The 24,686-nt window shown below is 62.4% G+C and carries 27 protein-coding genes and 1 pseudogene; 13 read left to right on the top strand and 15 right to left on the bottom strand.

Going from position 1 to position 24,686, the window contains the following annotated elements; genetic code table 11:
• Positions 1-5: 5 nt before the first annotated feature.
• From IVB18_RS25980 to solA, 4 genes are all read right to left on the bottom strand, one after another.
• Positions 6-848, bottom strand: a complete 843-nt coding sequence (locus IVB18_RS25980; RefSeq protein ID WP_247983274.1) for an amino acid ABC transporter permease — start codon at positions 846-848, stop codon at positions 6-8.
• On the bottom strand, positions 845-1,588 hold the full coding sequence (locus tag IVB18_RS25975; RefSeq protein ID WP_247983273.1) for an amino acid ABC transporter permease: 744 nt from the start codon (positions 1,586-1,588) through the stop codon (positions 845-847). Before IVB18_RS25975 ends, IVB18_RS25980 begins: the two co-directional genes overlap by 4 nt.
• A 100-nt stretch (positions 1,589-1,688) precedes the next feature.
• The gene (locus IVB18_RS25970; protein ID WP_247983272.1) at positions 1,689-2,501 is read right to left on the bottom strand and encodes a transporter substrate-binding domain-containing protein; all 813 of its coding nucleotides are present in this window, start codon (positions 2,499-2,501) and stop codon (positions 1,689-1,691) included.
• 78 nt (positions 2,502-2,579) lie between these two features.
• Entirely contained in the window at positions 2,580-3,749 is a 1,170-nt protein-coding gene (gene solA, locus IVB18_RS25965) for an N-methyl-L-tryptophan oxidase (RefSeq protein WP_247983271.1), read from the bottom strand.
• Between the two features lie 124 nt (positions 3,750-3,873).
• Between solA and IVB18_RS25960 the strand changes: the two genes are divergently transcribed.
• Positions 3,874-4,833 carry a LysR family transcriptional regulator gene (locus IVB18_RS25960; RefSeq protein ID WP_247983270.1) on the top strand — a complete coding sequence of 320 codons (960 nt, stop codon included), beginning with the start codon at positions 3,874-3,876 and terminating at the stop codon, positions 4,831-4,833.
• Positions 4,834-4,889: 56 nt separating this feature from the next.
• Here the strand turns inward: IVB18_RS25960 and IVB18_RS25955 are convergent, their stop codons facing one another.
• On the bottom strand, positions 4,890-6,314 hold the full coding sequence (locus tag IVB18_RS25955) for a caspase family protein (protein ID WP_247983269.1): 1,425 nt from the start codon (positions 6,312-6,314) through the stop codon (positions 4,890-4,892).
• Positions 6,315-6,515: 201 nt separating this feature from the next.
• Positions 6,516-7,390, bottom strand: a pseudogene (locus IVB18_RS25950) (DMT family transporter).
• 146 nt (positions 7,391-7,536) lie between these two features.
• On the opposite strand from IVB18_RS25950, the gene IVB18_RS25945 reads away from it, so the two are divergent.
• A complete protein-coding gene (locus IVB18_RS25945; RefSeq protein WP_247983268.1) occupies positions 7,537-7,935 on the top strand; it encodes a RidA family protein in 399 nt (132 codons plus the stop codon).
• Between the two features lie 51 nt (positions 7,936-7,986).
• On the opposite strand, the gene IVB18_RS25940 is transcribed toward IVB18_RS25945, so the two are convergent.
• The 3 genes from IVB18_RS25940 to IVB18_RS25930 all read right to left on the bottom strand — a co-directional run bounded on the left by IVB18_RS25940 (position 7,987) and on the right by IVB18_RS25930 (position 9,587).
• A complete protein-coding gene (locus tag IVB18_RS25940; RefSeq protein ID WP_247983267.1) occupies positions 7,987-8,532 on the bottom strand; it encodes a hypothetical protein in 546 nt (181 codons plus the stop codon).
• On the bottom strand, positions 8,477-8,827 hold the full coding sequence (locus IVB18_RS25935) for a hypothetical protein (RefSeq protein WP_247983266.1): 351 nt from the start codon (positions 8,825-8,827) through the stop codon (positions 8,477-8,479). The genes IVB18_RS25940 and IVB18_RS25935 overlap by 56 nt, the downstream gene beginning before the upstream one ends.
• Before the next feature lie 172 nt (positions 8,828-8,999).
• Entirely contained in the window at positions 9,000-9,587 is a 588-nt protein-coding gene (locus IVB18_RS25930; protein WP_247983265.1) for a formyltransferase family protein, read from the bottom strand.
• Between the two features lie 169 nt (positions 9,588-9,756).
• Here IVB18_RS25930 and IVB18_RS25925 point away from each other — a divergent pair, with 169 nt between their 5' ends.
• Entirely contained in the window at positions 9,757-10,041 is a 285-nt protein-coding gene (locus tag IVB18_RS25925; protein WP_247983264.1) for a hypothetical protein, read from the top strand.
• A gap of 333 nt (positions 10,042-10,374) precedes the next feature.
• Positions 10,375-10,611, top strand: a complete 237-nt coding sequence (locus IVB18_RS25920; protein WP_247983263.1) for a hypothetical protein — start codon at positions 10,375-10,377, stop codon at positions 10,609-10,611.
• Positions 10,612-10,616: 5 nt separating this feature from the next.
• On the opposite strand, the gene IVB18_RS25915 is transcribed toward IVB18_RS25920, so the two are convergent.
• Positions 10,617-10,919, bottom strand: coding sequence for a hypothetical protein (locus IVB18_RS25915; protein ID WP_027575377.1), 303 nt, complete (start codon positions 10,917-10,919; stop codon positions 10,617-10,619).
• Positions 10,920-11,113: 194 nt separating this feature from the next.
• On the opposite strand from IVB18_RS25915, the gene IVB18_RS25910 reads away from it, so the two are divergent.
• Positions 11,114-11,326, top strand: a complete 213-nt coding sequence (locus tag IVB18_RS25910; protein ID WP_247983262.1) for a hypothetical protein — start codon at positions 11,114-11,116, stop codon at positions 11,324-11,326.
• Between the two features lie 22 nt (positions 11,327-11,348).
• On the opposite strand, the gene IVB18_RS25905 is transcribed toward IVB18_RS25910, so the two are convergent.
• Together IVB18_RS25905 and IVB18_RS25900 are read right to left on the bottom strand one after the other, a co-directional pair.
• Entirely contained in the window at positions 11,349-13,397 is a 2,049-nt protein-coding gene (locus IVB18_RS25905) for an acetoacetate--CoA ligase (RefSeq protein WP_247983261.1), read from the bottom strand.
• A gap of 214 nt (positions 13,398-13,611) precedes the next feature.
• A complete protein-coding gene (locus tag IVB18_RS25900) occupies positions 13,612-13,836 on the bottom strand; it encodes a hypothetical protein (protein ID WP_247983260.1) in 225 nt (74 codons plus the stop codon).
• A 238-nt stretch (positions 13,837-14,074) separates the two neighbouring features.
• On the opposite strand from IVB18_RS25900, the gene IVB18_RS25895 reads away from it, so the two are divergent.
• Positions 14,075-14,275 (top strand): hypothetical protein, encoded by a 201-nt coding sequence (locus IVB18_RS25895; protein WP_247983259.1) that lies wholly within the window; start codon positions 14,075-14,077, stop codon positions 14,273-14,275.
• Positions 14,194-14,658 carry a hypothetical protein gene (locus IVB18_RS25890; protein ID WP_247983258.1) on the top strand — a complete coding sequence of 155 codons (465 nt, stop codon included), beginning with the start codon at positions 14,194-14,196 and terminating at the stop codon, positions 14,656-14,658. The genes IVB18_RS25895 and IVB18_RS25890 overlap by 82 nt, the downstream gene beginning before the upstream one ends.
• A 207-nt stretch (positions 14,659-14,865) precedes the next feature.
• Here the strand turns inward: IVB18_RS25890 and IVB18_RS25885 are convergent, their stop codons facing one another.
• Positions 14,866-15,630: an outer membrane beta-barrel protein gene (locus IVB18_RS25885; protein WP_247983257.1), complete on the bottom strand. Its 765-nt coding sequence runs from the start codon at positions 15,628-15,630 to the stop codon at positions 14,866-14,868.
• 411 nt (positions 15,631-16,041) lie between these two features.
• On the opposite strand from IVB18_RS25885, the gene IVB18_RS25880 reads away from it, so the two are divergent.
• Positions 16,042-17,133 carry an AI-2E family transporter gene (locus IVB18_RS25880; protein WP_247983256.1) on the top strand — a complete coding sequence of 364 codons (1,092 nt, stop codon included), beginning with the start codon at positions 16,042-16,044 and terminating at the stop codon, positions 17,131-17,133.
• Between the two features lie 126 nt (positions 17,134-17,259).
• The gene (locus tag IVB18_RS25875; RefSeq protein ID WP_247983255.1) at positions 17,260-17,652 is read left to right on the top strand and encodes an NUDIX hydrolase; all 393 of its coding nucleotides are present in this window, start codon (positions 17,260-17,262) and stop codon (positions 17,650-17,652) included.
• A gap of 48 nt (positions 17,653-17,700) precedes the next feature.
• On the opposite strand, the gene IVB18_RS25870 is transcribed toward IVB18_RS25875, so the two are convergent.
• Positions 17,701-17,940 carry a hypothetical protein gene (locus IVB18_RS25870; RefSeq protein WP_247983254.1) on the bottom strand — a complete coding sequence of 80 codons (240 nt, stop codon included), beginning with the start codon at positions 17,938-17,940 and terminating at the stop codon, positions 17,701-17,703.
• 182 nt (positions 17,941-18,122) lie between these two features.
• On the opposite strand from IVB18_RS25870, the gene IVB18_RS25865 reads away from it, so the two are divergent.
• Together IVB18_RS25865 and IVB18_RS25860 are read left to right on the top strand one after the other, a co-directional pair.
• A complete protein-coding gene (locus tag IVB18_RS25865; RefSeq protein ID WP_247983253.1) occupies positions 18,123-18,857 on the top strand; it encodes a hypothetical protein in 735 nt (244 codons plus the stop codon).
• A 485-nt stretch (positions 18,858-19,342) separates the two neighbouring features.
• A complete protein-coding gene (locus IVB18_RS25860; protein ID WP_247983252.1) occupies positions 19,343-20,758 on the top strand; it encodes an IS4 family transposase in 1,416 nt (471 codons plus the stop codon).
• An 852-nt stretch (positions 20,759-21,610) separates the two neighbouring features.
• Here the strand turns inward: IVB18_RS25860 and IVB18_RS25855 are convergent.
• Positions 21,611-21,781: a hypothetical protein gene (locus IVB18_RS25855; protein WP_247983251.1), complete on the bottom strand. Its 171-nt coding sequence runs from the start codon at positions 21,779-21,781 to the stop codon at positions 21,611-21,613.
• Positions 21,782-22,047: 266 nt separating this feature from the next.
• Between IVB18_RS25855 and IVB18_RS25850 the strand changes: the two genes are divergently transcribed.
• Together IVB18_RS25850 and IVB18_RS25845 are read left to right on the top strand one after the other, a co-directional pair.
• On the top strand, positions 22,048-22,716 hold the full coding sequence (locus IVB18_RS25850; RefSeq protein ID WP_247983250.1) for a hypothetical protein: 669 nt from the start codon (positions 22,048-22,050) through the stop codon (positions 22,714-22,716).
• A gap of 134 nt (positions 22,717-22,850) precedes the next feature.
• A complete protein-coding gene (locus tag IVB18_RS25845) occupies positions 22,851-24,014 on the top strand; it encodes an IS110 family transposase (RefSeq protein WP_247983249.1) in 1,164 nt (387 codons plus the stop codon).
• Positions 24,015-24,686: the final 672 nt, after the last annotated feature.

Here is a 24,686-nt window from a genome sequence, read left to right as displayed (position 1 = left end):
CTCCCTCAGCGTATGCGGAACCGACGCTCGAGGCGAGCCGTCCAAAGGTTGATCGGATAGCAGTAGAGAAAGAAACACAGCAGTGCGAAACCGTAGAGCGGCGCGAACAGTTCCGGCCTGCCGCCTTCGGCGGCGTGCACCTGCGCCGTCAGGGTAAGCATTTCCGAGACGCCCACGATCGATGCGAGGACCGTCGCCATAGCGACGAGCGCATAGATGTTCATCCAGGGTGGCAGCATTCGCTTGACGCATTGCGGTAGTATGATCAGCCACATCATCTGGCGTCGCGTGAATGATAGCGACTCAGCCGCTTCCCATTGCGTCGATGGAACGGAACGCACGGCTCCGCGCACGACCTCGGCGACGTTCGCCATGACGGGTAGGGCGAAGCCCACGGTCGCCTTGATCCAGTCCGGCAAAGGGATGGTTGTCTTGAAGATGGTGATCTGGAAGGGCACCAGAAACATGACGAAGAACAACAACACCAGCCAGGGCGCGTTGCGGAAAAATTGAGTCACGAACCAGCTGACGCCGGCGAGCAACCGGAACTGCGACAACAGGGCCAGACCCAGACCGAGACCGGCGACAGTGCCCAGCAGCATGGCCAGCAAGGAAATCAAGATATTGAAAGCGAATCCTCGCAGCAGGAGCGGCGACCACTTCAAGATGACCTGGAGCGGTGACAGCATCGTTGGTGCGGTCTGCGCCCACGCCGTGGATGCAACCATAATGGCGCAGAAACAGAGGATGGCGGCGGACCGCGGGCTGATCCGAATGGACATCCGGACCGGTACGATACGATACGGCAGAAGGACGGGAAGGCCGTGCGCGGGCTCGGCGGGTTTCATCGTCCGTACCCCGGAATGCGCATCGCGCGCTCCCAGCGATGCATCAGCCAGACGAGGACGCCGACGAGGATGCCGTAGGTCGCGAGCAGTACGATCATCATTTCGAAAACGTTTTGCGATTCCGACCAGATCTGCTTGACCGCATACAGCGTTTCGGGAACTGCGATCGCGTAGGCAAGCGTGGTCGTCTTGAGGAGGTTGACGAGGTTGTTGTTCAGTGCGGGAAGGCAGACGCGAATGGCCAGCGGAAGCACGATATGGATGTAGGCCCTCAGACGCGTGTATCCCAGCGCCTCCGCTGCCTCGATGGTTGTTCTCGGCACCGCCTCGATGCCGGAGCGGAAGATTTCCACGTTGAAGGCGGCCGCGAACAGTGACAGCGAAATGATCGCCCATTGGACGTTGCTCAGCAGTGGAACGCGCATGCCCGCCGTCTCGACGGCCGGAAGCATCGTGCCGAGGCCGAAATAGAAAAAGAAGATCTGTACAAGCGGTGGTGTGTTGCGGAACACCACGACGAAAGCATTGACGGCCAGCCGCAACAATCTGGATGGACTGCCCTGCATCAAGGCGCCCACCGCACCGATGACGAGGCTCAGCAGGATCGTCGTAACGCTCAGAAACAGCGTCATCTTGAGCCCGCCGAGATAACGATCCCAGTCGTATGCATCGTAGAGTACGGAGAAATTCAGCCCCGTCGTTTCATAGAGATTCTGAAACCAGTTGCCGATTGCCTGCATTTTGCGCGACACCGAATTGTTGAGGCAATCACCTCGGATCAGTGCATGGGGCTTGACCTCTTCGGAGCGCGAGATGGATCTGGCGCTCCGCTTCACACGTCTATTTGTTCTTGTATCGCTCGTGCATGAGGAGCGAATATTCGGTCGGACTAATGCCCCACTTCTTTTCTGTGTCCACGATGAAGCCGGTCTTCATCCAGTCCTTGGTCGCATCTTCGAGCAGCTTCTGAAGGCTGGCGTTATCGAGCGCGACGGCGATCATCCATGGTGAAGGCAAAACGCCTTTCAGGGGAAGGGCGTAGTCCGTCTTCCACTCATCCTCGAGCAACTTGCCTTGCAGGAAGGTCTGATCGTAGAGATAGCCGACGCAGTTGCCCTGCTTCATGGCAAACAGAGGCTTCTCTGAACCGTCAAACGCAACAATTTCGGGGCCGTAGGATTTGGCGACATCCTTGTTGTACCAGGCCCCCGACGTTGCGCATACGGGTTTTCCCTTGAGGTCAGCCCAGTCGTTGATGCCGGCCTTTTTGTTGAGAAGTATGTTCACATAGTCTGAATAATACAGAGGTTCGATGGCTTGAACGACGCGTCGGCGTTCCGGCCTGTCCGACATGGTCGCGATTAGCAGATCAACCTTTCCCTGCTGTAGAAACTCGATTCTATTCGAAGCCCCGACCGGAACGAGCTCGAGTTTGACTCCGAGGCGCTTGGCAATATCTGCGGCAAGATCCGGCTCGATGCCGACCACATTTCCGGTGGGGTCGCGGTATCCAAAGGGCTTGTAGTCTGCCTTGACGCCGACGTTCAACGTGCCGCGCTGCTTGATGGCATCGACGCCATCAGCCGCTTGAGCGCTGCCAAGCATCAGCAGCGCCGTGGCAGCCGTCATGATGGAACGAAGCACATTTCTCATCGGATGACACCTCCAAGGATTGAAATCACGACGCGCCCGACGCGCACTCTTTTCGTAGTACAAAGTTCGTGCCAAACGTCACAAAAAACGGGACACGGAGAATGGGGTAAGGTCGATCGAGCTTCGGCCATCGGCCATTATCTCAGCCACCACGTTTCCGATGCCGGCTGAGTGCTTGAAGCCGTGACCGGAGCACGCCGAGACGACAAAGACTCTGTCCTGGTCGGGATGCCGGTCGATGATGAAGCCCCGGTCGGGTGTCACCGTGTAGAAACAGGCGGCCGCTTGCGGGACGCGGGGCGTGGCGCCAGCGAGCCGCCCCTTGACGTGCTCCAGGTACATCTTGGCCGACTCCGCAGGATCGACGGTGCGATCGACGGTATCGGCCGTCGTGCTGGTCTCATACTGCTCGGTCGCCACCTTGAGGCGACGATCGCCTGGCAGTGGCGGGAAGCCGTAGAGGTAATCGACATCCGTCGCGCCATGCATCCAGATGAACGCTGGGGCGTTTGCGCGATACGCGCTTGTGTCCTCGAGCTCGTACCAGTGGAGCACCTGACGTTTCACCGTGAGTACGCGATCAAACGGCGCGCCCAGCAGGTGAGCATTCCAGCCGCCTGCCGACACGACCACCTGGCCGGCTTCGAAGCTGCCCGAGGACGTCTCCACCCGAACGACGGAACCTGTCTGCGCGATCGAGAGGACTTCGACCCCCGTGCGGATCACCGCACCGAGCTGCTCCGCGCGCGTCAGTTGCGCCTTGATGCAGCGCTCCGGGAGAACGTATCCCCCGCCGGGCTCGTAATAGGCCTTCTCGTTGCCCTGAAGGTTCAAGAACTGCGGAAAGCGATAAGCCACCTCTCGCCCGTCGATCACTTCATGCGCGATGCCGAAGTCACGCGCTGCCCCAATCGAACGTGCGACGAAATCCGGCTTGCCGTGGTGCGACGTCTCGCCAACGCCGGGCGCCATGACGATGACGCCACACGGGTTCAGGAGCTGGTCAGACGTCTCGGCTTCGAGCTCGCGCCAGATCCGGTGCGCATCCAGGACCAGGGGAACGTAATCGCGGCCTTCGCCGACGGCTTGCCGTGTGATGCGGGTTTCACCGTGGCTGGATCCCATCACGTGGGGAGGCGCAAAGCGATCGATGCCGACCGCCTTTACCCCTCGCTTGGCCAATTGATAGAGAGCCGCGCTGCCCATGGCACCGAGGCCGATCACCAGAATGTCCGCTCGGACGCTCATGACTTGAAGCTGCTCAATTATTAAGATGACGCAGAGATTGCCTTTCAAATCGGCTCTGTGACAAGGATAATTCATACAATTAAGCAAATTTGCACACCAGTATAACTTCTGCTTAATTCATGACATGACGTCCTCCATTCCAGACCTGCGAAGCTTGCAGATTGTCGCCGCCGTCGCGGACTCGGGCAGCATGCTCGAAGCGTCGCGCCAATTCGGGATGACGCAATCCGCGGTATCTCAGGCGGTGCGACGTGCCGAAGCCTCGGTCGGCGTCGCATTTTTCGACCGTAGCCGGAGGCCGCTCGTGCCGACCCGGGCGGGGCGCATCCTTGCAGGCCGCGTTCTCGATCTAAACCGTAACTTTGATGCGCTACTGAGCACGCTCCGGGCCGCGGCGGAACAGTCCGAACGTGTTGATCTGAGGCTCGGCCTCGTCGATTCCTATGCTGGCACGGTCGGCGCGCACCTTGTCAAAGAGCTGATGACGGGCGCGATCGCGCTAAGCCTGTCGGCCTGGTCGGGTCTCGCTCATTCTCATGCGGAGGCGTTGGTGCGTCGAATGATTGACGCGGCGATCACGTGCGATGCAATGGACGATCTGTGTGATGTCGAACGCTTCCCATTCTATCGCGAACCGTACCTGCTGGTGGTGCCACGCGGACTGGAAGCCGAATTTGCCGACCTTGATTTGCACGAAATCCTCGCCCGGCATCGTCTGGTCCGGCATAGTGAACGCTCCTACGTCGGTGCTCAGGTCGAGCGCCATCTGAGCCGTTTGGGTATTCGCCCGCCGCGGGCCTTTGAGTTTGACACCTCGGACAGCTTGGTCGCCATGGTAGCTACCGGGATGGGCGTCGCGATCACCACGCCGCTGTGTCTGTTGCAGGGGCTCGCTCACGCTGCCCAGGTAAGCGCTCTCCCTCTGCCGGGCCCTGGATTTTTTCGTGAACTGCTTCTGGTGACTCGCCGTGGAGATCTCTCATCACTGGCGCCGCGCATCGCAGAGATGGCTCGGTCGAGCATTACGATGCAGGCGATGCCGCGTATCCGGACGCTCGTGCCCTGGTTCACCCAGGATTATTAGCAAGAAAAAAGCCCGGCTCGAGCCGGGCTTTTTCATTGGGAGCTAAGCTTTGCGGCTCACCGGCGGAACATGCCGCCCATCATGCCGCCGACGACGCCGCCCACGAAGGCCGCGCCGGGATCGCCGCCGCCGCTGCGATGGGGCGCCGGTGCGCTGCTCTGGGCGGGGGCGCTGGCGCGCCGGGCCGGCTTCGCGCTGTCGTCGCTCGCCGTCGGCGTGGTCGCCACGATCTCGGAGAGCAGGGCCTTGTGCTGGAGCTTGTTGAGATAACCTGACGACGGATAGCCCCGTGCCGCCTGCCAGCGCTTGAGCACGATCCGGGTGTCGTCATTGAACGCGCCGGACACCTTGGTGTCGAAGCCGAGGCCGGTGAGGCGGCGCTGCACATCGCGGCGCTGACCCTTGTCGAGGCCGATCTGGTCCTCGGTGAGCTGGGTCGCATCGTCAGTGAAGGTCGCGGGATCAACACCGGCATTAAGGTTGCGGGTCGTGGTCGACGGTCCGCTCTTGATGGCCGCGAGCCGTGCCAGCGCCAGCGCCTTGAACTGACCGTTCGGATAGGCGGAGAGGTAGGCGTTGAGCTCCTCCGGCTTGTTGGACTCCTTCACAGAGCGCCAATACTCGAGCTCGACACCGTCCGAGCTGCCGGCGGTCGCAGCCGGCGGCACGCTGCCAGCCGCTGTCGGGGCCGCGTTGGCGACCTGGGTCGTCGGGGCCTGGTTGAGGTAGACGGCGCCGATCAGGTTGGTGTGGCCCCATGGCAGCTGGCCCTTGTGGGTTTCTTCGTTGACCTGGGCGCGCACCGACGTCATCGCCTGCTGGATCTCGATGCCGGGCTTGGTGATGTTGTCGATCAGCGCGCGGGTGAACGGGCTGTTGTTGCCCTCCTGGCCGTCGAGCGCGGTCTGGCCCGGGCCGGTGGCGAACGCGATCAGCGTGCCTTCGCCGGACTTCATCTCGGCGAGGCCGCTCTGCACGTTGACGCTGCGGGTCGCGGAGTTCGACTTGATCTTGGCGGCAAAGGGATTATCGCGGCAGGCGTCCAGGAACACCAGCTTGACCTTGGCATCGCCCATGGTCTGGTCGAGCGTCAGATCGATGTTGATGGCGGCGCCGAGCTTGACGTCCATCTCTGATTTGATGTCGGCGTCGACCGGCAGGAGATAGTTGGAGCCGCCGACGGCGATGCCGTGACCGGCATAATAGAACACCGCGACATCGGAGCCCTGCGCCTTGCGGCCGAAATCGAGCAGCTTCTCCGTCATCTGATCGCGCGAGAGGTTCGAACCTTCGATCACCTCGAAGCCGACATTGCGCAGCGTCGCCGCCATCGCCTTGGCGTCGATCGGCGGGTTCGGCAGTTGCGCAACGTTCTTGTAGGTGCCGTTGCCGACGACGAAAGCGACGCGGCGGTCGGCCTTCGCGGCGCTGACCGACAACGCCATGCACATCAGCGAGACGAGGAGGGTGAGAGTGCGCATCTGAAATCCCCAACAGAATCGAATAATGGGCAGCAACAAATTGGCGGTGAACCTACACGAAAACGCCCGGCTTCGCGCTAGCAAAACGACAGTTCGCCCAACCCATTGCTTTGCGGCCGAATGTGCACGATGGAATGCCCCTCCAACGTGATCCAAATCACGCTCGACCACTTTGTTTTGTCGCGCGAGGCGGCGCGTGGTTCACTGCGCGCGGGCGTGAACCGGCGGAGCCGGCTTCAAATTCAGGAGGTTGCCGAACAGGATCAGCGCCGCGCCGAGCACAGTCCAGGCGTCGAGCCGCTCTGAATACAGCAGCCAGCCTGCTGTGGCGGTAAGTGGGACCCGCAAGAAGTCCATGGGAACCACCACGGTCGCGTCCGCGTAGCGCATCGCGCTGGCGAGGCAATAATGCCCAAAAGTGCCGCAGACCGAGATCACGGCCACCCAACCCCAGACATAGGTGGGGGGCCAAGCCCAGACATAGAGCGTCGGCAGAAAGCCTGCGACCGACTGCACGACCAGCATCCAGAACAGAATCGCCAGCGCGCTCTCGGTGCGGGTGAGTGATTTGACCAATGCCATGGACACGCCGAAGCCGATCGCGGCGCCGAGCGCGATCAACTGGCCCTGATTGATCTCGCCGGTCGCGGGCCGCACGATGACGATCACGCCGACGAGACCGAGCACGATCGCGGCGATCTTCCACGATGTCATGCGCTCGGACAGGAAGCCGGCTGCGAGGATCGCGGTCCAGATCGGCATCGTGAACTCGATCGCCACCACCTGGCCGATCGGAATCAGCGTCAGCGCAAAGAACCAGCCGAGCTGCGAGACGTAGTGGATCAGGTTGCGCGCGATGTGCTGGGGCAGGCGCGTGGTCTTGAGCGTTCCGAAGCGCCGGCGCGCCGGATCATCGGATAGAGCATGCAGAGGCCGAGCAGCGAGCGTACCTCGATCACCTGGAAGACGTTCATCTCGCGCACAGCCTCGCGTCCTGCGACCGCCATCACCAGCGTCAGCGACAGCCAACCGGCCATCCACAGCGCAGCCATCGTTTTGGACGGTGTCGTGCTCACGGGGCGAGGTGCGGTGGGAGAATTCTGGGGAGGGCCGGTATCGGCGACATCGCCGCGGTTTGCAACGGCCAAATCTGCGGATGCAGCGATGCAGGGCGGCGTGCTAAGGCATCAGCGAACAACGAGAAAATCGGGAGACGTCGCTCATGCGCATCTTGCAGCCGGCCGAATGGTCGAAACCGCGCGGCTTTTCACATGGCGTGGTGGTGGAAGGGCCGGGGCGTTGGGTGGTGCTGGCCGGGCAGACCGGTGGCGACGAGACCGGCAACTACGCGCCGGATATGGCGGCCCAGGTCGCAACCGCGCTGAAGCGGATCATCAAGCTGCTTGCGGAGGCTGGCGCCGGCCCTGAGCACATCGTCCGCCTGACCTGGTATCTGACCAGCCGCAGCGAATACGTGGCCGCAGGCGCCGGCATCGGCGCGGCCTGGAAGGAGACGCTCGGGCGCAATTTCCCGCCCTCGACGCTGCTCTACATCGGCGGGCTGGTGGATGATCGTGCCAAGGTCGAGATCGAGGTGACGGCGTTCGTCCCAAACGCATAAAAAAATGACCCGGCGAGGTCGCCGGGTCGATTGTCGTATCGTCGTACTGGCTTAGCGCGACAGCGAGATGTTGGCGCCGCGAAACTGGCTGTCGGCGCGCAGTGTGACGGTCTGCTTGTTGCCGGTCGTTTTCAGCGCGATGTTGGCGTTGAAGCCGGCGGCGGAAGCGACCACCTCAAAGTTTCCGCCACCGCCGCGGCCCTGGAGCGAACCGCTGATGTTGCGGCTGGCCTCGCTCCAGCTCCCGGTGATGGCGCTGCCTTCCGAGCGGACGTTGGCCGCGAGGTTGAACTTGTAGGCGTCGCTGGCGCAGGTCAGCGACAGCTCCATGGTCGGACCGATCGGGGCGTATTTGGCCCGGCAGCGGATCCGCTCGGTGGAGCCGTCATCGAGGATGACAGTGCCGCCGCCGCTCCAGCTTCCGGCCATCGGGGCAAACGGGCCGGACTGGGCCTTGCTTTCGGTGTTCGCGATCGATGCCGCAAACAAAACGGCGGCCGCCATCAGCAGCCGCCGGTTCAGGGCGCTGATTCCGAATTGCTTATTGGCGCGATGCTTCCCACCGCCCGCTGCACGGTATGCCTGCAGATGCTCCATTCCACTTCCCCGATCCGGCGTTGCCGCTGAGTTGACCGTTGGCATATGCACCGTTGATCGAAACTTTCACAAGACCCTCGCGGCCGATGGTGCCGGAAACGTTAGCGCCGGGCGCTGTGATCTTGCCGTCGGCAACCGTCAGCATGGAGCTCGCGGTCGGCTCACAGGTGCCGCTCTTGGTGACGATGGTGACGTGCCAGTTGCCGTCATAGGGTGTCTGGGCGAAGGCGGGGGCGGCGAGGGTGCCGGCGAAAACTGAGGCGGCACAGAACACCGCAATGCGACCAAAACGCATGAATTCCGTCCTTGAATATGTCTAAATTGATGACGCTTATTCAGGCGAAATGTGACGGAAATTTGTTGCAGTGCCAAATCGAAAATTGTTCCTGTGGAAACAATAGTTTATTTGCATTTCTGGTGCCAATTTTTGAAGCAGAATCAACGCGGCTTCGCATTAAGGGTAAACATCAGGAAAGACTCGGCGCAGATGTCGCGAACTGCTCGTCCTGGATCTTGGCCGGAAGCGCCTTGTGGACCTTGGCGTAATCGATCACATCGGCAAGCAGCTTGAGCCCGAGCGGGGCGAGCGCACGCTCCCACAGCTCCCGCGCGGTCTCGCCCTTCTTGACGAAGCACCAGTCCTGGGCGGCGATGGCGCCGGCGTCCATACGGTCGGCGAGATGATAGATCGTGCCGCCGGCGATCGGATCGCCTTCCTTGATGGTCCATTCTACCGCGGCCTTGCCGCGATGGCGCGGCAGCAGCGACGGGTGATAGCCGATCCCGCCGAACCTGGCGGCGGCAAGCGCATCTCTGCCGATCCGGGCGTGGCTGTGCGCGGTGATGATCAGGTCGGTATCGGGGGCGATCTCGGAGGCTACCACCAGCTTCGGATTAGCCTGGACCACCACCTCGATGCCGGCGGCGTGGGCCGCCGCGGCGAGGCGATCCTCGGCATCGGTCACCACGACCCGCGCGATCGACACGCTATGCTCCCGGAGCATGTTCAGGGTGGTCACGCCGAAATGGCGGGAGCCGACGAGGGTAATGCGCATGGGTGTTTGATCCGTCTCGCAACTGCGTCATCCCCCGATAACACGCCAGGCCGCCGCCCTGTCACCATCCGTGGGGCGTTTGGGCCGGTTATCAACAATGCGCCTGAGGATTGCGCGGCGGGGCGTTCCGGTGCTTCCATGCGCGCATCCCATTGGCTCGGAGCGCCCGATGCGAAGTGCGTGGTTTTTGCTTCTTGCCGCGTTGATCTCGGCAGCTCCGGCCCACGCCGGCGGGCCTTATCCGGCGGTACCGCCCGAGATCGGCGTAGCGCCGTTGATCGGTCCGACCTGGGACACGTATCGTTGCGCCCAAGGTCCCGTCTTCAATTTCTATCACGGTGCCTATTACGGCGAGGAGCCGCCGGCGCTCTATCGCGGCTACGCCTATAGACCGTACTACCGCTACACCGCCTATCGCAGGCTGCCGCGGACGTATTTCTGCGTCACGGACTAGCGTTGCCGCGCTGCCACGGTCCGACGGCAATCGGTGGATACGCCGGTTCCTATGTCTCATTCCGAACGAGCGCGGGCTTGCCGCTAGAACTTGCCCGCACCGGGGCTGGTGACATTTCATTCCGGATCCGTTTTCGAACCCGGCTTTGGCCGCTGGCCTGATCGCCAGCGGCCTTTTCATGCCGCGCATGGCGAAATCGCCGGCCGGTAACACGTTTTCAACCAGGCTGTCGTATCGACGAATCCGTCGCGGATTTGTATTGCGTACCGCGACACCGAAAATGTCCCGCCGGCGTGGGTGCGCCGCGCGGGCTTTTTTGCCGGGACCGATTTCATGCCGAGCGCGATTGAGCAGATCGTCGACACCTATGTGCGACTGAAGAACAGGCGTGGCCTCGACGAACTGATGATGCACAGGCAGCGGCTCGCAGTCGACCTGAAGAGCAGGTCCGGCTTTGATTTCAGTCTGGCGATCAGCAAGATCGATGAGGAGATCGCGATCATCGAGGCGGGCCTCAGCCGGCTCAAGGCGGAAAATTCCACCGTAGCCGGCGCAAGCCGGTCGAATTGACGCGCTCAGTCGCGCCGGCCGCCGTCGATGACCGTGAACAGCGGCCGCGCCGGGGTTGGCTCGACCAGCAGTTCTTCCACCAGCGCAGTGGCCGCATCGACATATTTGCGCGTCGGCTTGTCCAGGGGACGTTTGGCCTCGTCGTCGAGTGCCACCTTTGCGGCTTCCACCAGCTTGCGCATCCGCGCCGCATGGTCGTCGCCCGCCGTCAGCGTCGCGCGCGCCAGCGAGCGCAGCACGAACAGCTCGCCTTCGAGGCGGAGCAGACGGTCGTTGAGCCTGGTGAGGACGGCGTTGAGGTCGGCCATGGCTGGTGTTCGGTGTGGCGGATCCATCCTGATCTAGCGGCGATCGGTGAACGGAGTCCCAACGCCATTGGTGCAATTGGGTCGATCTTCCGGCGCGAATGCCGCCGATGTGACCGATTGTGGCCTCGCGGACAAATGGCGCGGCCCGGTTCCCGCACCACATCAGGGCCGGGTGGACGTCTGGAGCACATATGATGCGGTCTGTCCTGGCCCTGGTTCTCTTCATCTCAGCTTGTGCGCCGGCTGTCGCAGCTTCGGCGCATCACGCCCGCCCGCGGCAGCATGCGGTCGTCCGTCCCGCCCAGGACGCGCCTGTCCCGCCCGGCTGGTACAAATTTCCCGGCCATCCGCCGATCCCGCCATCGGAGAACAGGAATCTCGACCCTTCCAATTTCGGCGGCGGCTAAACGCCGCTCGCGCCGCCGTCCTTTACGCCGCAGTTCTGGCGAGATAGTCGCGCGCGAATGCAAGATACCAGTCGAGGCAGGCGGGATTGGCCATCGCCTCCTTGTTGATGACCTTCTCGACGGGCTGGCCAAGCAGCAGCTTCTTGATCGGCAATTCCTGCTTCTTGCCGGACAGCGTGCGCGGGATCTCGGCGACGGCGAAAATCTCGTTCGGCAGAAATCGGCGCGACAGGCCGGCCTCGATCGCCTTGTTGATCTTCGCCTGCATCGCGCCGTCGAACGCGACGTCGTCGCGCAGCACCACGAACAGCGGCATGTAGCTGCCGCGGCCGAGATATTCGAGGTCGACCACGAGGGAATCGAGCACTTCGGGCAGCGCCTCGATCGCGGAATAGAGCTCGCTGGTGCCCATGCGCAGACCGTGCCGGTTGATAGTGGCATCGCTGCGGCCATAGATCACGCAAGAGCCGTCCGGATTGACCTTGAGCCAGTCGCCGTGCCGCCAAACCGGTCCGCGTCCGCTGCCGTCGAAATTGTCCGGATAGGTCTCGAAATAGCTCGAGCGATAGCGCGCATCACCCTTGTCGTTCCAGAAGTAGAGCGGCATCGACGGCATCGGCTCGGTGCAGACGAGCTCGCCGACCTCGTCGATGACGGCGCGGCCCTGTTCGCTGAAGGCTTCCACGGCTGCTCCCAGCAGCCGGCACTGCATCGCGCCGGGGGTCTGCGGCAGCTCGCGGTTGCCGCCGATGAAGGCGCCGGCGAAATCGGTGCCGCCGGAGATGTTCGCCCACCAGATATCGGCCTGCGCCTTGCTGCCGTTCGTCTTCGACAGCGCCGCAAAGCGCTCGTTGAACCAGGCTTGCGTGTCGGCGCTGAGCGGCGAGCCGGTCGAGCCGAGGCAGCGCAGATGTGAGAGGTCGCCGGCGGCGGTGAGGTCGATCTCGGACTTGGCGCAGTTGGCGAAGAACGCCGCGCCGGCGCCGAAGAAGGTCGATTTCGACCGGGCGACGAAGCGCCACAGCGTGGTCCAGTCCGGCTTGTCTTTCGCGCCTGCCGGGCTGCCGTCAAAGATGCAGCAGGTAGTGCCGCTGAGCAGGCCGCCGACTTGCGAATTCCACATGATCCAGCCGGTCGAGCTGTACCAGTGATAGCGTTCGCCGAAGGAATTGGCGTGGTAGGAGCAGCCAATGTCGTTGTGCAGTCCGAGCAGCGCCAACACCACGATGACAATGCCGCCATGGCCGTGCACGATCGGCTTGGGCAAACCGGTGGTGCCGCTGGAATAGACGATCCAGAGCGGATGATCGAACGGCAGCCAAACCGGCTCGAACGCGTCGATCGCAACGCTTGTCCTTGCAAGGATATCGGAGAGCAGGGCGTCCGGCGCTGCAGGCGCGCCGGCATCGCTGTGCAGGATGACGTGCTCGACGGTCGGCAGGGACCGCCGCAGCTCGCCGACGACGTCGCGCCGGTCATGCCGCCGGCCGGCATAGGTGACGGCGTCGCAGGCGATCAGCACCTTTGGCTCGATCTGCTTGAAACGGTCGATCACCGCAGGCGCGGCCATGTCGGGCGCGCACAGGCTCCAGATCGCGCCGATACTGGCGGTCGCGAGAAACGCGATGATGGTTTCGGGGATGTTGGGCAGATAGGCCGCGACGCGGTCGCCGGGCTTGATGCCCTTGTCCTTCAGATGCAGCGCGAGCGCGGCGGCCTTGCGCCGCAGTTCCGGCCAGCTCGTCTCGGTGAGCCTGCCGTCCTCGCCGCCGCTGACGATCGCGGGCAGACCGGCAGCATTCGCGGCCTCGACATGCCGGAACACCTGGCGGGCGTAGTTGACCTGCGCGCCGGGAAACCAGACCGCGCCGGGCATCTTGCGCTCGGTGATGACAGAGGCAAACGGCGTCGGCGATTGCAGATCGTAGTAGTCCCAGATGCTGCGCCAGAAGCCGTCGAGATCACGCACCGACCATTGCCGCATGTCCTCGTAGCTCGCGAAGGAAAGGCCGCACTGCTCGGCGAGCCAATTGCGATAGAGGGCGATCTGGGGAACCAAGGGCGCGGTCATGACGTGTCGACTTCAGTTGCGGCGGGCAGGGGAGTTTAACCGGTGTCGCGGCATAGCCGAAGCGATGGTTGTTCCAGACAATACTGACCGGTTAATGGGGCCCGACCTTCACCGAGAGCGCAACTGTTCCAACATCGTCATTGCTTCGCTGCGCTCGCAACCCGATGGATCACTCTGTCACCGGATCGGTCAAGAGTGCATCGAGGGCGATACCTCAGTCTACCCCCGCCCATCGCCTGCCGAACACGGGCGGCTTCGTCTTCACCGTTTCCCAGCTGAAGAAATGATGCTTGCCGGACCATGCATGCACCACGCCGCTGCAGATGCTGCATTTGAAGCGGCCGGCGTGCGGTTCGGTGTGCTCCTCGCGGGTCGCGCTGTAGTTCATACCGCAGCCAGGGCAGGTGAATTCTTCGATCGTCCAGATGCTGTTGGCCATTGCACCGATTGTTTTTGGGGCACTCCAGCCGAGCGTACGGGTGGGCCTTTGCATCGGCGTAAACCGGCCGGCGAAAATCCGGTTAATAGCCGTTAGGCAAACCCGATTTTGCGATAAGGGCGTCCATCTTCAGGAATGACGAGCGCCCGTCAGTCCAAGTCGCGCCGCCGGTTGGTCCAGCGCACCCTCGATTTCCCCATCGCCTCGGTCGGAAGGCGGGTCAGTTTGGGGAGAGGTCATGGGGAAGAAACTGGTTTTGACGGCTGCACTGCTGTCGCTGGCAACGCCGGCGTTTGCCGCTGACATCATCGAGCCCGCGCCGGTGAAGGCGCCGGCGCCGCCGGCTCCAATCTTCACATGGAACGGCTTCTATATCGGTGCCCATGGCGGCGGCGCGCCTGGAGCAAGTGGACTGGCATCGACCCGACTGATCCGTTAGCCGTCTGGAGCTCCGTCAACTCCAGCGGCGGCATCGTTGGCGGCCAGATCGGCGGCAACTACCAGATCAGCAATTTCGTGGTGGGCCTCGAGGGCACCGGCGCCTGGTCCAGCGTCACGCTCAATAGCGGTGGCCCGTTCGGCGGCGGCGCCGGCTTCACCTTGACGCTGAAGAACGACTACATCGCCACCGTGGCCGGACGGTTCGGCGTCGCCTTCGACCGCGTGCTGCTCTACGCCAAGGGCGGCGCGGCCTTCACCCGCGACAGATACAGCGCCAATAACGGCCTTGCCGGCGCGCTCGCCGGCTCAGCCTCGGGCAGCTTCAACCGCACCGGCTGGCTCGCCGGCGGCGGCGTCGAAGGGATGTTCATGCCGAACTGATCGGTGAAGGCGGAGTACCATTACATGGGCCTTGGCGCGATTAACGAGCAACCGGTGACAACCGGCAACCTTGCGGCGACGCCGGCGAACGTAAAGCTGAACATCCAGACCGGTACGGTGGGCGTGAACTATCATTTCTAACGGGGAGCGGGCGCCGGGGTGATGCAAGTTTCCCCGCTATGAGTTGTGCGACGCGCCGTCGCACGATCAGTATTTGGCGACGAGCGGGGCAAGCCCGGTGTTGAAGCGCCAGTTCACGCCGAGCATGACGGTTTGCATGTTCTGCCGGACGCTGACCGGGAAGAAGGGGGCGGCGGCGCATCCGGGATTGCCGGAGCAGTTGAGAGTGTAGCCGTTCGTTCCGAAGTCGAAATAATTATACTCGGCCTTCAACGACAGATTTGGCAGCAGGGCGAATTCAAGGCCGCCACCGACCACGAATCCAGTCACGTCGCGCGAGCCGTTGAAATTGAACGTCACGGCGGCGAAATCCGTCTGCGTCATCTGATGATTGAAGTGGGCGAAGGCGGCACCGCCCTTGGCGTAGAGCAGCACGCGATCGAAGGCGTAGCCGACGCGTCCCGTCGCGGTGGCAACGCGATCGAGCTGGGTCGTCAGCAGGAAGCCGACAGCGCCACCGGGGATCAGCGTCGCCGTGGTGTCTTTCATGTCGGCCCAGTCGAACTGGCCTTCGACGCCGACCACGAAGGAGCCGACCTGATAGTCGCAGCCGCCTTGCACGCCGGCGAGCCAGCCGCTGTTGTGGTCGGCATTGAAGGTTAGCCCGACGATAGGCTGCTGCTCGTTCACCCCGCGGCCGCCCCCGCCATTGCCGCCGACGTAGCATCCGGTCCAGGAGAATGCGGGCGCTGCGGGCGCGGCCTTGTAGGGCAGCGGTACGTCCGCCGCCATCGCGGAGGTGAACGTCGAAACGGCAAGGGCGAGGGCGCCGAAAAGCGTTTGGGGGGTCATGGCAGATGTGTCCTTCGGTTGATCTCAGCGCTGGGAGCGAGCAGAACGCCGGCCGGCGATTTGCTTCTCGTTACCGGCTGGACCGTATCCGGCAGGGCCCTCAACGGCTGTAACCACCCGGCCACATGGTGGTATTGCCGTACTGCCTCCGGCGTCGCTTCAATGCGACTTTTGCGACGGCGCTGGAGCGCTTCATGCGTGGGCAAGGGCTTAGGATGGCTTGCCGGCGGCGGCGCCGGAAGGATCGGTCCTCGGTCCGGCCGGCCCGCATGTCTCGATGCGCATCTGGACATACGGGCCGGCCGGACCGGGGCTCGGGCAACCCGGCCCGTCTTGACGCCTGATCCGTTGCTGGCAATAACGCAGGGCCGCGCAAGCGCTGGAACCCGCGTCGATGCCGCAAGGAAAGCCGTGCCCGTGAAAAGCCTGCGTCAGCTCCTGACCGGAGAGGACATCATCCAGCTCGTGATCCGGCTTGGCCTGCTGGCGCTGCTGATCATCTGGACATTCCTGATCATCCGCCCGTTCGTGCCGATCCTGGCCTGGAGCGCCGTGCTCGCGGTCGCGTTCTATCCGGCCTTCAGCTGGGTCGCAAAAATCCTCGGCGGCCGGCCCAAGACCGCGGCGGCGATCCTCACCTTGATTACGCTCGGCATCGTCATTGGTCCGGCGACCTGGCTGGGCCTGAGCGCGGTGGACGGCGCGCGGGAGCTGGCGCGCCAGCTCGGTACCGGCGACCTCGCGCTCCAGTCGGCGCCGGAGCAGATCAAGTCATGGCCGGTGATCGGCCCGACGCTCTACGATCTCTGGGAGCAGGCCTACAACAACATCCGCGCGGTGCTGCGCGAAGTCGCGCCCTATCTCCAGCCGCTGGCGGGACCGCTGTTGTCACTCGCGGGCGATGCCAGCCTGGGAACGCTCCAGTTTCTGGTCTCGGTGTTCGTGGCCGGCTTCCTGTTTCCGCACGGGCCGCGGTTGGTCGCTGCCGGGCGCGGCTTCCTGTTTCGTATCGTGCCCGAGCAGAGCGAGCATTTTCTCGGGCTTGCGGGCGCAACCATCCGCGCCGTAGCGCAAGGCGTGATCGGCGTCGCGATCGTGCAGGCGCTGCTTGCCGGCATCGGCTTCAAGCTCGCCGCCGTGCCGAGCGCCGGCTTGCTCGCTTTCATCGTGCTGCTGCTCTCGATCGTGCAGATCGGCGCCTTCCTCGTGCTCCTGCCCGTGATCATCTGGATCTGGACCGCCAAGGACGTCACCACGGCGCTGCTGCTCACGGTGTTTCTCGTCCTTGTCGGCTTCATCGACACCATGTTGAAGCCGCTGGTCATGGGACGCGGCCTGACCACACCCACGATCGTGATCTTCGTCGGCGTGATCGGCGGCACGCTGGCCCACGGCATTGTCGGCCTGTTCATCGGGCCGATCATCCTGTCGGTGGCGTGGGAAATGGCGGCGGCGTGGATCAGGACTGAGGACCGCGGGGAGGCGGCGGCGAGCAAAGGCTGACCGTGTCTTTGCAAGCGATCCGCCCGGCCTATTGCCAGGCTTGGCCTGTGATCAAGGCGCCGCCGAACTTGTCTATTGAAGTAGACAAGTTACCATTGGCACGATTCTGTTTGATTTGCGGCAGCAATGGCGAAGTCTTCCAAACTGGTTGCCGCGAAGCGCGGCAAGGTATTGTTGGTCAGACGCCGGTCGGACGGCCTGTGGATGTTCCCGGGCGGCCGCAAGCGCGCGCGCGAGTCCGAGAAGGACTGCCTGCGGCGGGAGATCAGGGAGGAGCTGCCTAAGCTGAAGCTCGGCAGGATCAGCCTCTGGAAGGAAGTGAAGGCCAGGAACAAGCGCTCTGGCCGCAAGATGAGCGACGCGATCTTCATTGCGAAGGCTGCCAGGGGCAGGCTGGCCATCGGTGACAAGAAGGAGATCGATCGCGCTGCCTGGCAGAAGCCCCGCGGGATCCGCCTGACCCCGACCTCGCGCTACATCCGCGATCGCCTGTTTCCGCGGAAGCAGCGGCGGCGCTGAGCTGGTCCGCATTCTCCGCCGCATGCATCCGACCTGGACAAGCAACCCCTATTGCTTGGCAGCCAGCGCGTCCAGGCAGTGGTTGAGATAGACGGTGCGATCCCTCGGCAGCACCTTCTCGAGATCCGCCTTGAGGGCGCACTCGCGCTGACGCATCTGCTCAGCCCGGCGCCTTTCGGCGGCCTCCCGATATTCGGGGGCAACCTTGTTGGGATCGACGAGGGCCTGCGACCAGGCGGGGGCTGAGCCAAGCAGTGCAACAGCCGCGACGATAATAACCTGTTTCAAATGAGCCTCCTGAAAAGGACTCACCATAGCGCGCGGCGTCTGGATGCTCAAACCGGCTGCAAGTCGAAGGTGCGCGCGACCCCGTTTCGGCGCGCCGTCGCGCGGGAAATGCAGCAAGTAAACAATTGCAAATTGTGTCTGTAGATGTCTATTTGTGTCCGAGGCCGATCGGATAAGGAACCATGCGCAATTTTCTCAAATCCATTCCGCACCTTCGAAGACTTCGATATCGCTCCATGCGGATCAAGCGGGGAACGAGAGGCGAGGCGGATGAAACCGATATCCTCAGCGAGCTCGTCGCGACATCCGGAGCACCGAAAACGTTCATCGAATTCGGTTTCCATCCGGTCAAATTCAATTGCGCTGCCTTCGCATACAGTCCGGATTGGCAGGGCCTTCTGATCGACGGTTCGGCCGAGCAGGTTGAAGATGCCAAGGCGCTGTTGCCGAGCCGTATCGACATCCGGAATTGCTTTCTCTCCCTGGATAACCTCGATTTCATTCGAGCCAAGTTCGAGCGCGTCGGTGTTCTCTCCATCGATGTCGACGGTAACGACTATTGGTTTCTGGAGAGGCTGATCGAAATCGAGCCCTCGATCATTTCGGTTGAGTACAATGCGAGCTTTGGACATGCGCCGGTGACGGTCCCGTATGACCCGTCTTTTGTTCGCGGCCAGAAGCACCCGACCGGTTGGTACCATGGGGCGTCATTGACCGCGCTTGCCAGGCTCTGTCAGCGTTCGGGGTATGGTCTGGCGACGGTCTCTTCTTATGGGGCCAATGCCTTCTTTACAAAATCCGGCAGTCTCGACCCCACGGCTGCATGGAAGCCGAACCGGGACCGCGACGAATGGTCTGGCACAACCACAGCCCAGCAGTGGGAAGTCATCAAGGCGCTGCCTTTGGTGACGGTTTGAGGGAATCGTCACGGGGCAGGCGAAGGCGAACGCGCGGCCCCTGACGAAGTTGTTACCTCTTGCCGCAGGTCGCAGCCGGTGGAACTTGACAAGCCATCACGCGTCTCAACGGCCCTCGACAAAATTCCGGTGCTCACCGAGAAAAGGGCGACCGATAGCGCAGCCTGTCCAAGCCACACTACGCGGGCCTATCGGCAGGATTAGTTCCGACGACAAGAATTTCGCCAGGTGAAGTCCGTCACTTCGAGGCGTGGTCGATCTTGTGGCCCAAATGCCCGGTATCGTGGTCGCGACGTAACTGGCTCAGCGACGTCTCGTTCAACCGAGGCAAGACCTCACTGATTTGGGTCGCATCCGGGTAACCGGCCGCAAAACCTTTCAATTACCCACATTTAGCCGAGTGGGCTGAGGGAGCGCATAAACTGTTGCATCGCAGGAATCGACCGTGATTCCTTGTCTGGCACCGATTCGCGGGGGCGGTGCCAATGGACGGAGAAGCAGGCGCATGGTTTGATCGTGAGCTCGCGGGCTGCAGCCTTGCCGACGAGCGCCTGAACAAGCGGCTCCGCAAACTGGTGGCGCAGATCGGGAGCGCCATGGGAGAAAGCATTCCGCTGGTTTGCCAGGATTGGGCCAACACAAAGGCTGCCTATCGTTTTTTCTCCAACGACCGGGTCAGTGAGGCGGACATTCTGGCAGGCCACTTTCAATCGACGCGTGAGCGCACGATTGCCACAGGCGGTGCTGTTCTGGTGCTCCATGATACAACCGAGTTCAGCTATCGAAGGGAGGACTCAGACGCGATCGGGATCACCAAGAGCATAAACAGCGGCCGGGACAAGGCCGGCCGCCTGAGATCGCACACGGTTTGCGGCATCCTGATGCACTCGAGCCTGGCGGTAACGACCGAGGGGCTGCCGCTTGGACTGACGGCCGTCAAATTCTGGACCCGAAAGAAATTCAAGGGGACTGCCGCGCTTAAAAAGAAGATCAACCCGACGCGCGTTCCCATCGAGAAGAAGGAGAGCGTCCGATGGCTGGATAATGTCCGGCAATCCACAGAGCTGCTGCGCGATCCGGGACGATGCATCCATATCGGTGATCGCGAGAGCGACATCTATGAGCTGTTCTGCGCGGCTCGCGAAGCTGGAACGCATTTCGTGATCAGGACTTGCGTTAATCGCTTGGCTGGGGATGGGGATCACACGATCGCCGACGAAATGGACGAGGTCGCCGTCAAAGGACTGCATCGCATCGACGTCAGAAACAACAACGGCGATCCCGATGAAGCCGTCCTTGAGATCAGATATCGCAAGATTCGCGTCCTGCCGCCAATTGGGAAGCAGAAGCGCTATCCTGCGCTGATCTTGACGGTGATCCATGCCGAAGAGCGCGTAACGCCGAAGAACAGAAAGAAGATCGAGTGGAAGCTGATTACAGATCTGCCTGTGGGCTCACGCGCCGACGCAATCGAGAAACTCGAATGGTATGCCTTAAGATGGAAAATCGAAGTCTTCCACAAGATCCTCAAATCGGGCTGCAAAGCTGAGGAATCGAAGCTCCGGACCGCCCAGCGTCTGACCAACCTGATCTCTGTCTTTTGCATCCTCAGTTGGCGGGTCTTCTGGATGACGATGCTCAATCGCGCAGCTCCAGGGGCGCTACCGACTCTTGCGTTGACCGCAACTGAAATCGCCCTGCTCGATCGACTCGTGAATGACAAACCGCAAGCTCGACGGAAAACCCTCTCACATTACCTGGCCAAGATCGCCAGGCTCGGCGGCTATCTCGCCCGCGCCCACGATCCTCCGCCCGGCAACACGGTCATGTGGCGCGGGCTATCGCGCCTGACCGACATCGCGCTGGGGGCCATAGTCGGTGCAGAAATTGTGGGTAATTGAAAGCCGCAAAACCCTTTCCATAGATCTTGCGCATCGTACCGACCAGCGTGTTGCCGTGCTTCTTGCTGATCGCGCCATCCTTGTCATGGCGGCCCTCCAGGCCCGGTTCCTTCATGTGTCTCTCCCTGCGGTGCGTCTAATGCGCCCGGACAGCGTGGGCCCAACGGAGTTAATTGGCAACGGCGTGGCGCGCGGGAGTTGAGGGGCTGGGTCGCACCACCACAAGAGCGTCGCCTTCGCGCTTCCCTCTCTCAGTCGTGAAGCCGTTTCAGATTGCGGCGGACGGTTGGCGCGCATCACATGTGCCGGGCAGTTGCTCGATTGGAACCGATACGATGCGCTCTGTTCTGGCGATGGGTCTGTTGATCGTTCTGTGCGCCGCCGCAAACGCTGCCACGACGCATCGCTCCCGCACGCATCATCCGCGCTCTCCCGCGGTCGATCGTTCCGGCGCGGACGTGAATCCTCGGGCGCGCTTCGCGGTCCCCGGCTGGAGCGATGAAGCAACGCAGCGGTGGCTGAATAGTGCCTCGTCCAATGTCGGCCGAGGGGGATAGCCACCGCGGATCGGTTGCGTTGTCAATAGCGGTGGCGACCATCCGGAGAGGCCGTCTGTCGGGAGCCACGGTCGGTCGTAGATATGGAAAAATCGGCCAAGTCGTGTGAACCAGTTCACAGCCGATCTCCGAGGCCGCTGCTATGAAGCCTCATTGCCTTACCGATTGATATTTTGAAAACGCCCCAGCGCTCCCTACCAGGCGCTGGGGTTTTCATTTGGATCACCGCAACGCCCGGAGTTCGCGAAGCGCGATCTGATGACCGTGTGGCTTCTGAGTAGCGAAGGCGGGGTGGCTACGCGGCCTGCTCCTCAAACCAGGAGTATACTCGGCCGGTTGGATCAACGATCTGAACGTCCCAGCACCCGTCCTCGACAAGCGCTCTGGCCTTCTTGAGGGCGGCCGCAAGTGACAGCCGCTTGAGGCTGACGGCGCCTGCCGTGTCGAAACCGCTGATTTCAAACATGCCGCTCCTCCTATTTCCTGAATCTTACACCCTTTGAGGGAGTTGTCTGCGGCTTGTAGCGCTTCGAAGCAGGCTGCCCATTTGTCTCCATCACATAGACCCCGTAATCGGCCGGGGGTGGCTGGGCCTGCCAGCAGCCAAGCCGCTAACGTGGAATTAATCCGAAAAGCCCACAATTTTAGGCAGTTGTAGATGGGTGCTGCGTAGAGGAGCCGTCGCGAGGACGTTCCGGCGTCGGCTTCCTCTTGCTCGCTCATTTGAGGTCAATGCACGTGACCACGACATCCGAAGCGCAAGGCCTCGTCGAACAATTCGACCCCGCAGCACTCGCGCTCGCCGCTGCAGCACCCGAACCCGCAGCCCCAGAAGCTCCAGTACGGATCAAGCGGTCCAGCCGGAAATCAGTCCTGGCACTGTCGGTATGTGCCCTGGCCATAAATGGCTCGGCGGCCATCTATACATTGCCGTCTGGTTTTCGCTCTCTGAATGTCAGCAGTTTGGCTGAACTGCTTCCGCGCCGGGAAGCTTCCGCGCCAAAACCGGATCCAGTTGTCGCTGCTTTGACGGATATTCAGTCGGCCCAGCAGCAACACACGGCTTCACTGCAGGAGAACAACCACGCATTGCAGCAAAATGCTGCTCTGCTGCAGCAGGATTCAATGGTGCTCCTTTCGCTGCGACAGAGCATCACGGACGAACGGGTCGATGCGAAGAAGGTATCTTCGCAGCTTTCCACGCTCATTGCGAAGGTCGACTCGCTGCAAAATGCGATGATGTCGGACGTCACGTCCTCCATTCGAAGAGCGCATGCTCGCTATGGACTGTCCGCAGCGATGCGCAAACGGATGGCTCGGCAGTCGAAATCTGTCGGGCCTGTTTCAGTTGGAGGAGCGCCCCTGAGTTTGCCAGTTGCGACGTCGGCTCCGGAAAGCTGAGGACTCGTCATACAAAGCGCGTGGGACTGTGTCCACGCTAGTGCGAATGGTTTAGGCTGCGCGATTTAGAAGCTATGGGCTGCGCGGCGAGGCAGTGGCACCATCGTCGCGGCAACAAAGCGATGGAGGCCCCTATGGCGAAGCAGAACGACCTGAGCAGATGCCTTGTCACATTTGAACAAGACGCGACAGTGATCGCCGTAATCGAGATCGGCCAGTCGAGTTGGCTGGTCGCCGGTATTGTGCCCGGTCTCGAACGCAATCCTTTGAAGAAGCTCAGCCCAGACCAGGATGCGCTTCTGCAGCTTCTGCATCGTTGGCAGAAGGAAGCGGTGCAGGCTGGACGCACGATCAAACGGATCGTCGTCGCCTATGAGGCCGGCCGCGACGGCTTCTGGTTAGCACGCTGGCTGCGAGCGCGAGAGATCGAGGCCTACGTAATCCACCCGTCGAGCGTCCCGGTGTCGCGCGAGCACCGGCGGGCGAAGACAGATCGGCTTGACACTGAGCTGCTCAAACGCGCCTTTCTTGGCTGGCTGCGCGGCGAACCCAAGCATTGCAGCATGGCGGCGATCCCAACCCTCGTGGACGAGGATGCAAAACGGCCGGGCCGCGAGCGCCAGAGCTTGGTCGGGGAACGCACACGCATTATCAATCGCCTGAAGGCCAACCTCGCCCGCCTCGGCATTCGCAGCTTCCGGCCAAACCTGGCTCAGGCATCGAATCGGCTGGAGGCCTTGCGCACGCCGGAGGGCTCGGCCGTTCCAGCGAACACACAGGCCGAAATGCAGCGCGACATGAACCACCTGCGCTTCATCAAGCAGCAGATCAAGGAGATCGAGACGAGCCGTGCCAAACGCCTGGCGGCAGCGCCCAACGAGCAACGCCATGCCATGGTACGCCTGCTCGCGCGGGTCGTCGGCGTCGGCATTGATACCGCGGACATGCTCGTGCAGGAGGTGTTCTCGCGCAACATGCGGGACCGTAAAGCCCTCGCGCGCTATGCCGGCCTGACCGGCGCCCCCGACGAGAGCGGCAAAAAACGACGCGAGCGAGGGCTTGCCAAAGCGGGCAATGCCCGCGTGCGCCGCGGGATGATCGAGCTCGCCTGGGGTCATCTGGTACACCAGAAGGACAGCGCACTGACCGCGTGGTATCGGAAGCGAACTTCCGACGCCCGCGGCGGCACGCGCAAGACGATGATCGTGGCGCTCGCGCGCAAGCTTCTCATTGCGCTGTGGCGGCTCGTGACAACCGGCGAAACGCCGGCAGGTCTGCTGCTGCGACCGGCCGCATAAGTACGACTGAGTTGCTGCAGCCCAGCGCCTTATCGATGCCGTGCTGCAGCTGATGAACCGAGGTGGCGGCAACCCGATGTTGGACTATGGTCCTTGCACCGCGGTTTAGAATGGGCCCGCCTTCTCGGAGCTTCGCCGCCGATGCGCATGACTGCATCGTGGTTGCGATCCTCACGGGTCGGCCGAATACAAGTTCGTGGCGCGCAATCTGCGCGCACGATGGCGAGCTCCCCCTCGGTATCGTCTCAGTAGCTAACGGGGCCGGAATACGCCCCGATCGCGCAAGTCTGCCGCTGTGCTCGCGGCCGTCAAGGGCAAGTCGCTCCGCGATGGCCTTCGGCCACCCTTGACCGCCGCTGCGCGCAGCAGCCTAGCGAAAAGCAGGTCGGGACGAGGAGATGTCGCAGCCCGGCCGAACAAGGAGATGGCCCATAACGAATAGACTTGACACAAATCGCCCCATACAAGTGCACTGGCACCGGAATTCTAAAGACCGACAAACTCGTCAAGTACGCCAGGCACTGGATTCCCGAGACGCCATTTGTCGCGGCTCAGCTACCGCCTGAGCGAGCACGGCGCGGACCCGCGCGAGCGCGGCACTCAGCAGTTCAGCTTCAGCCTGAACTGACCTGAGGGTGACCGATAGCAGCCTGTCCGAGCCACATTACTGGG

This window comes from Bradyrhizobium sp. 186 (genome assembly GCF_023101685.1).
Lineage (GTDB): Bacteria > Pseudomonadota > Alphaproteobacteria > Rhizobiales > Xanthobacteraceae > Bradyrhizobium.
This window is presented reverse-complemented; position numbering and strand designations above follow the sequence as displayed.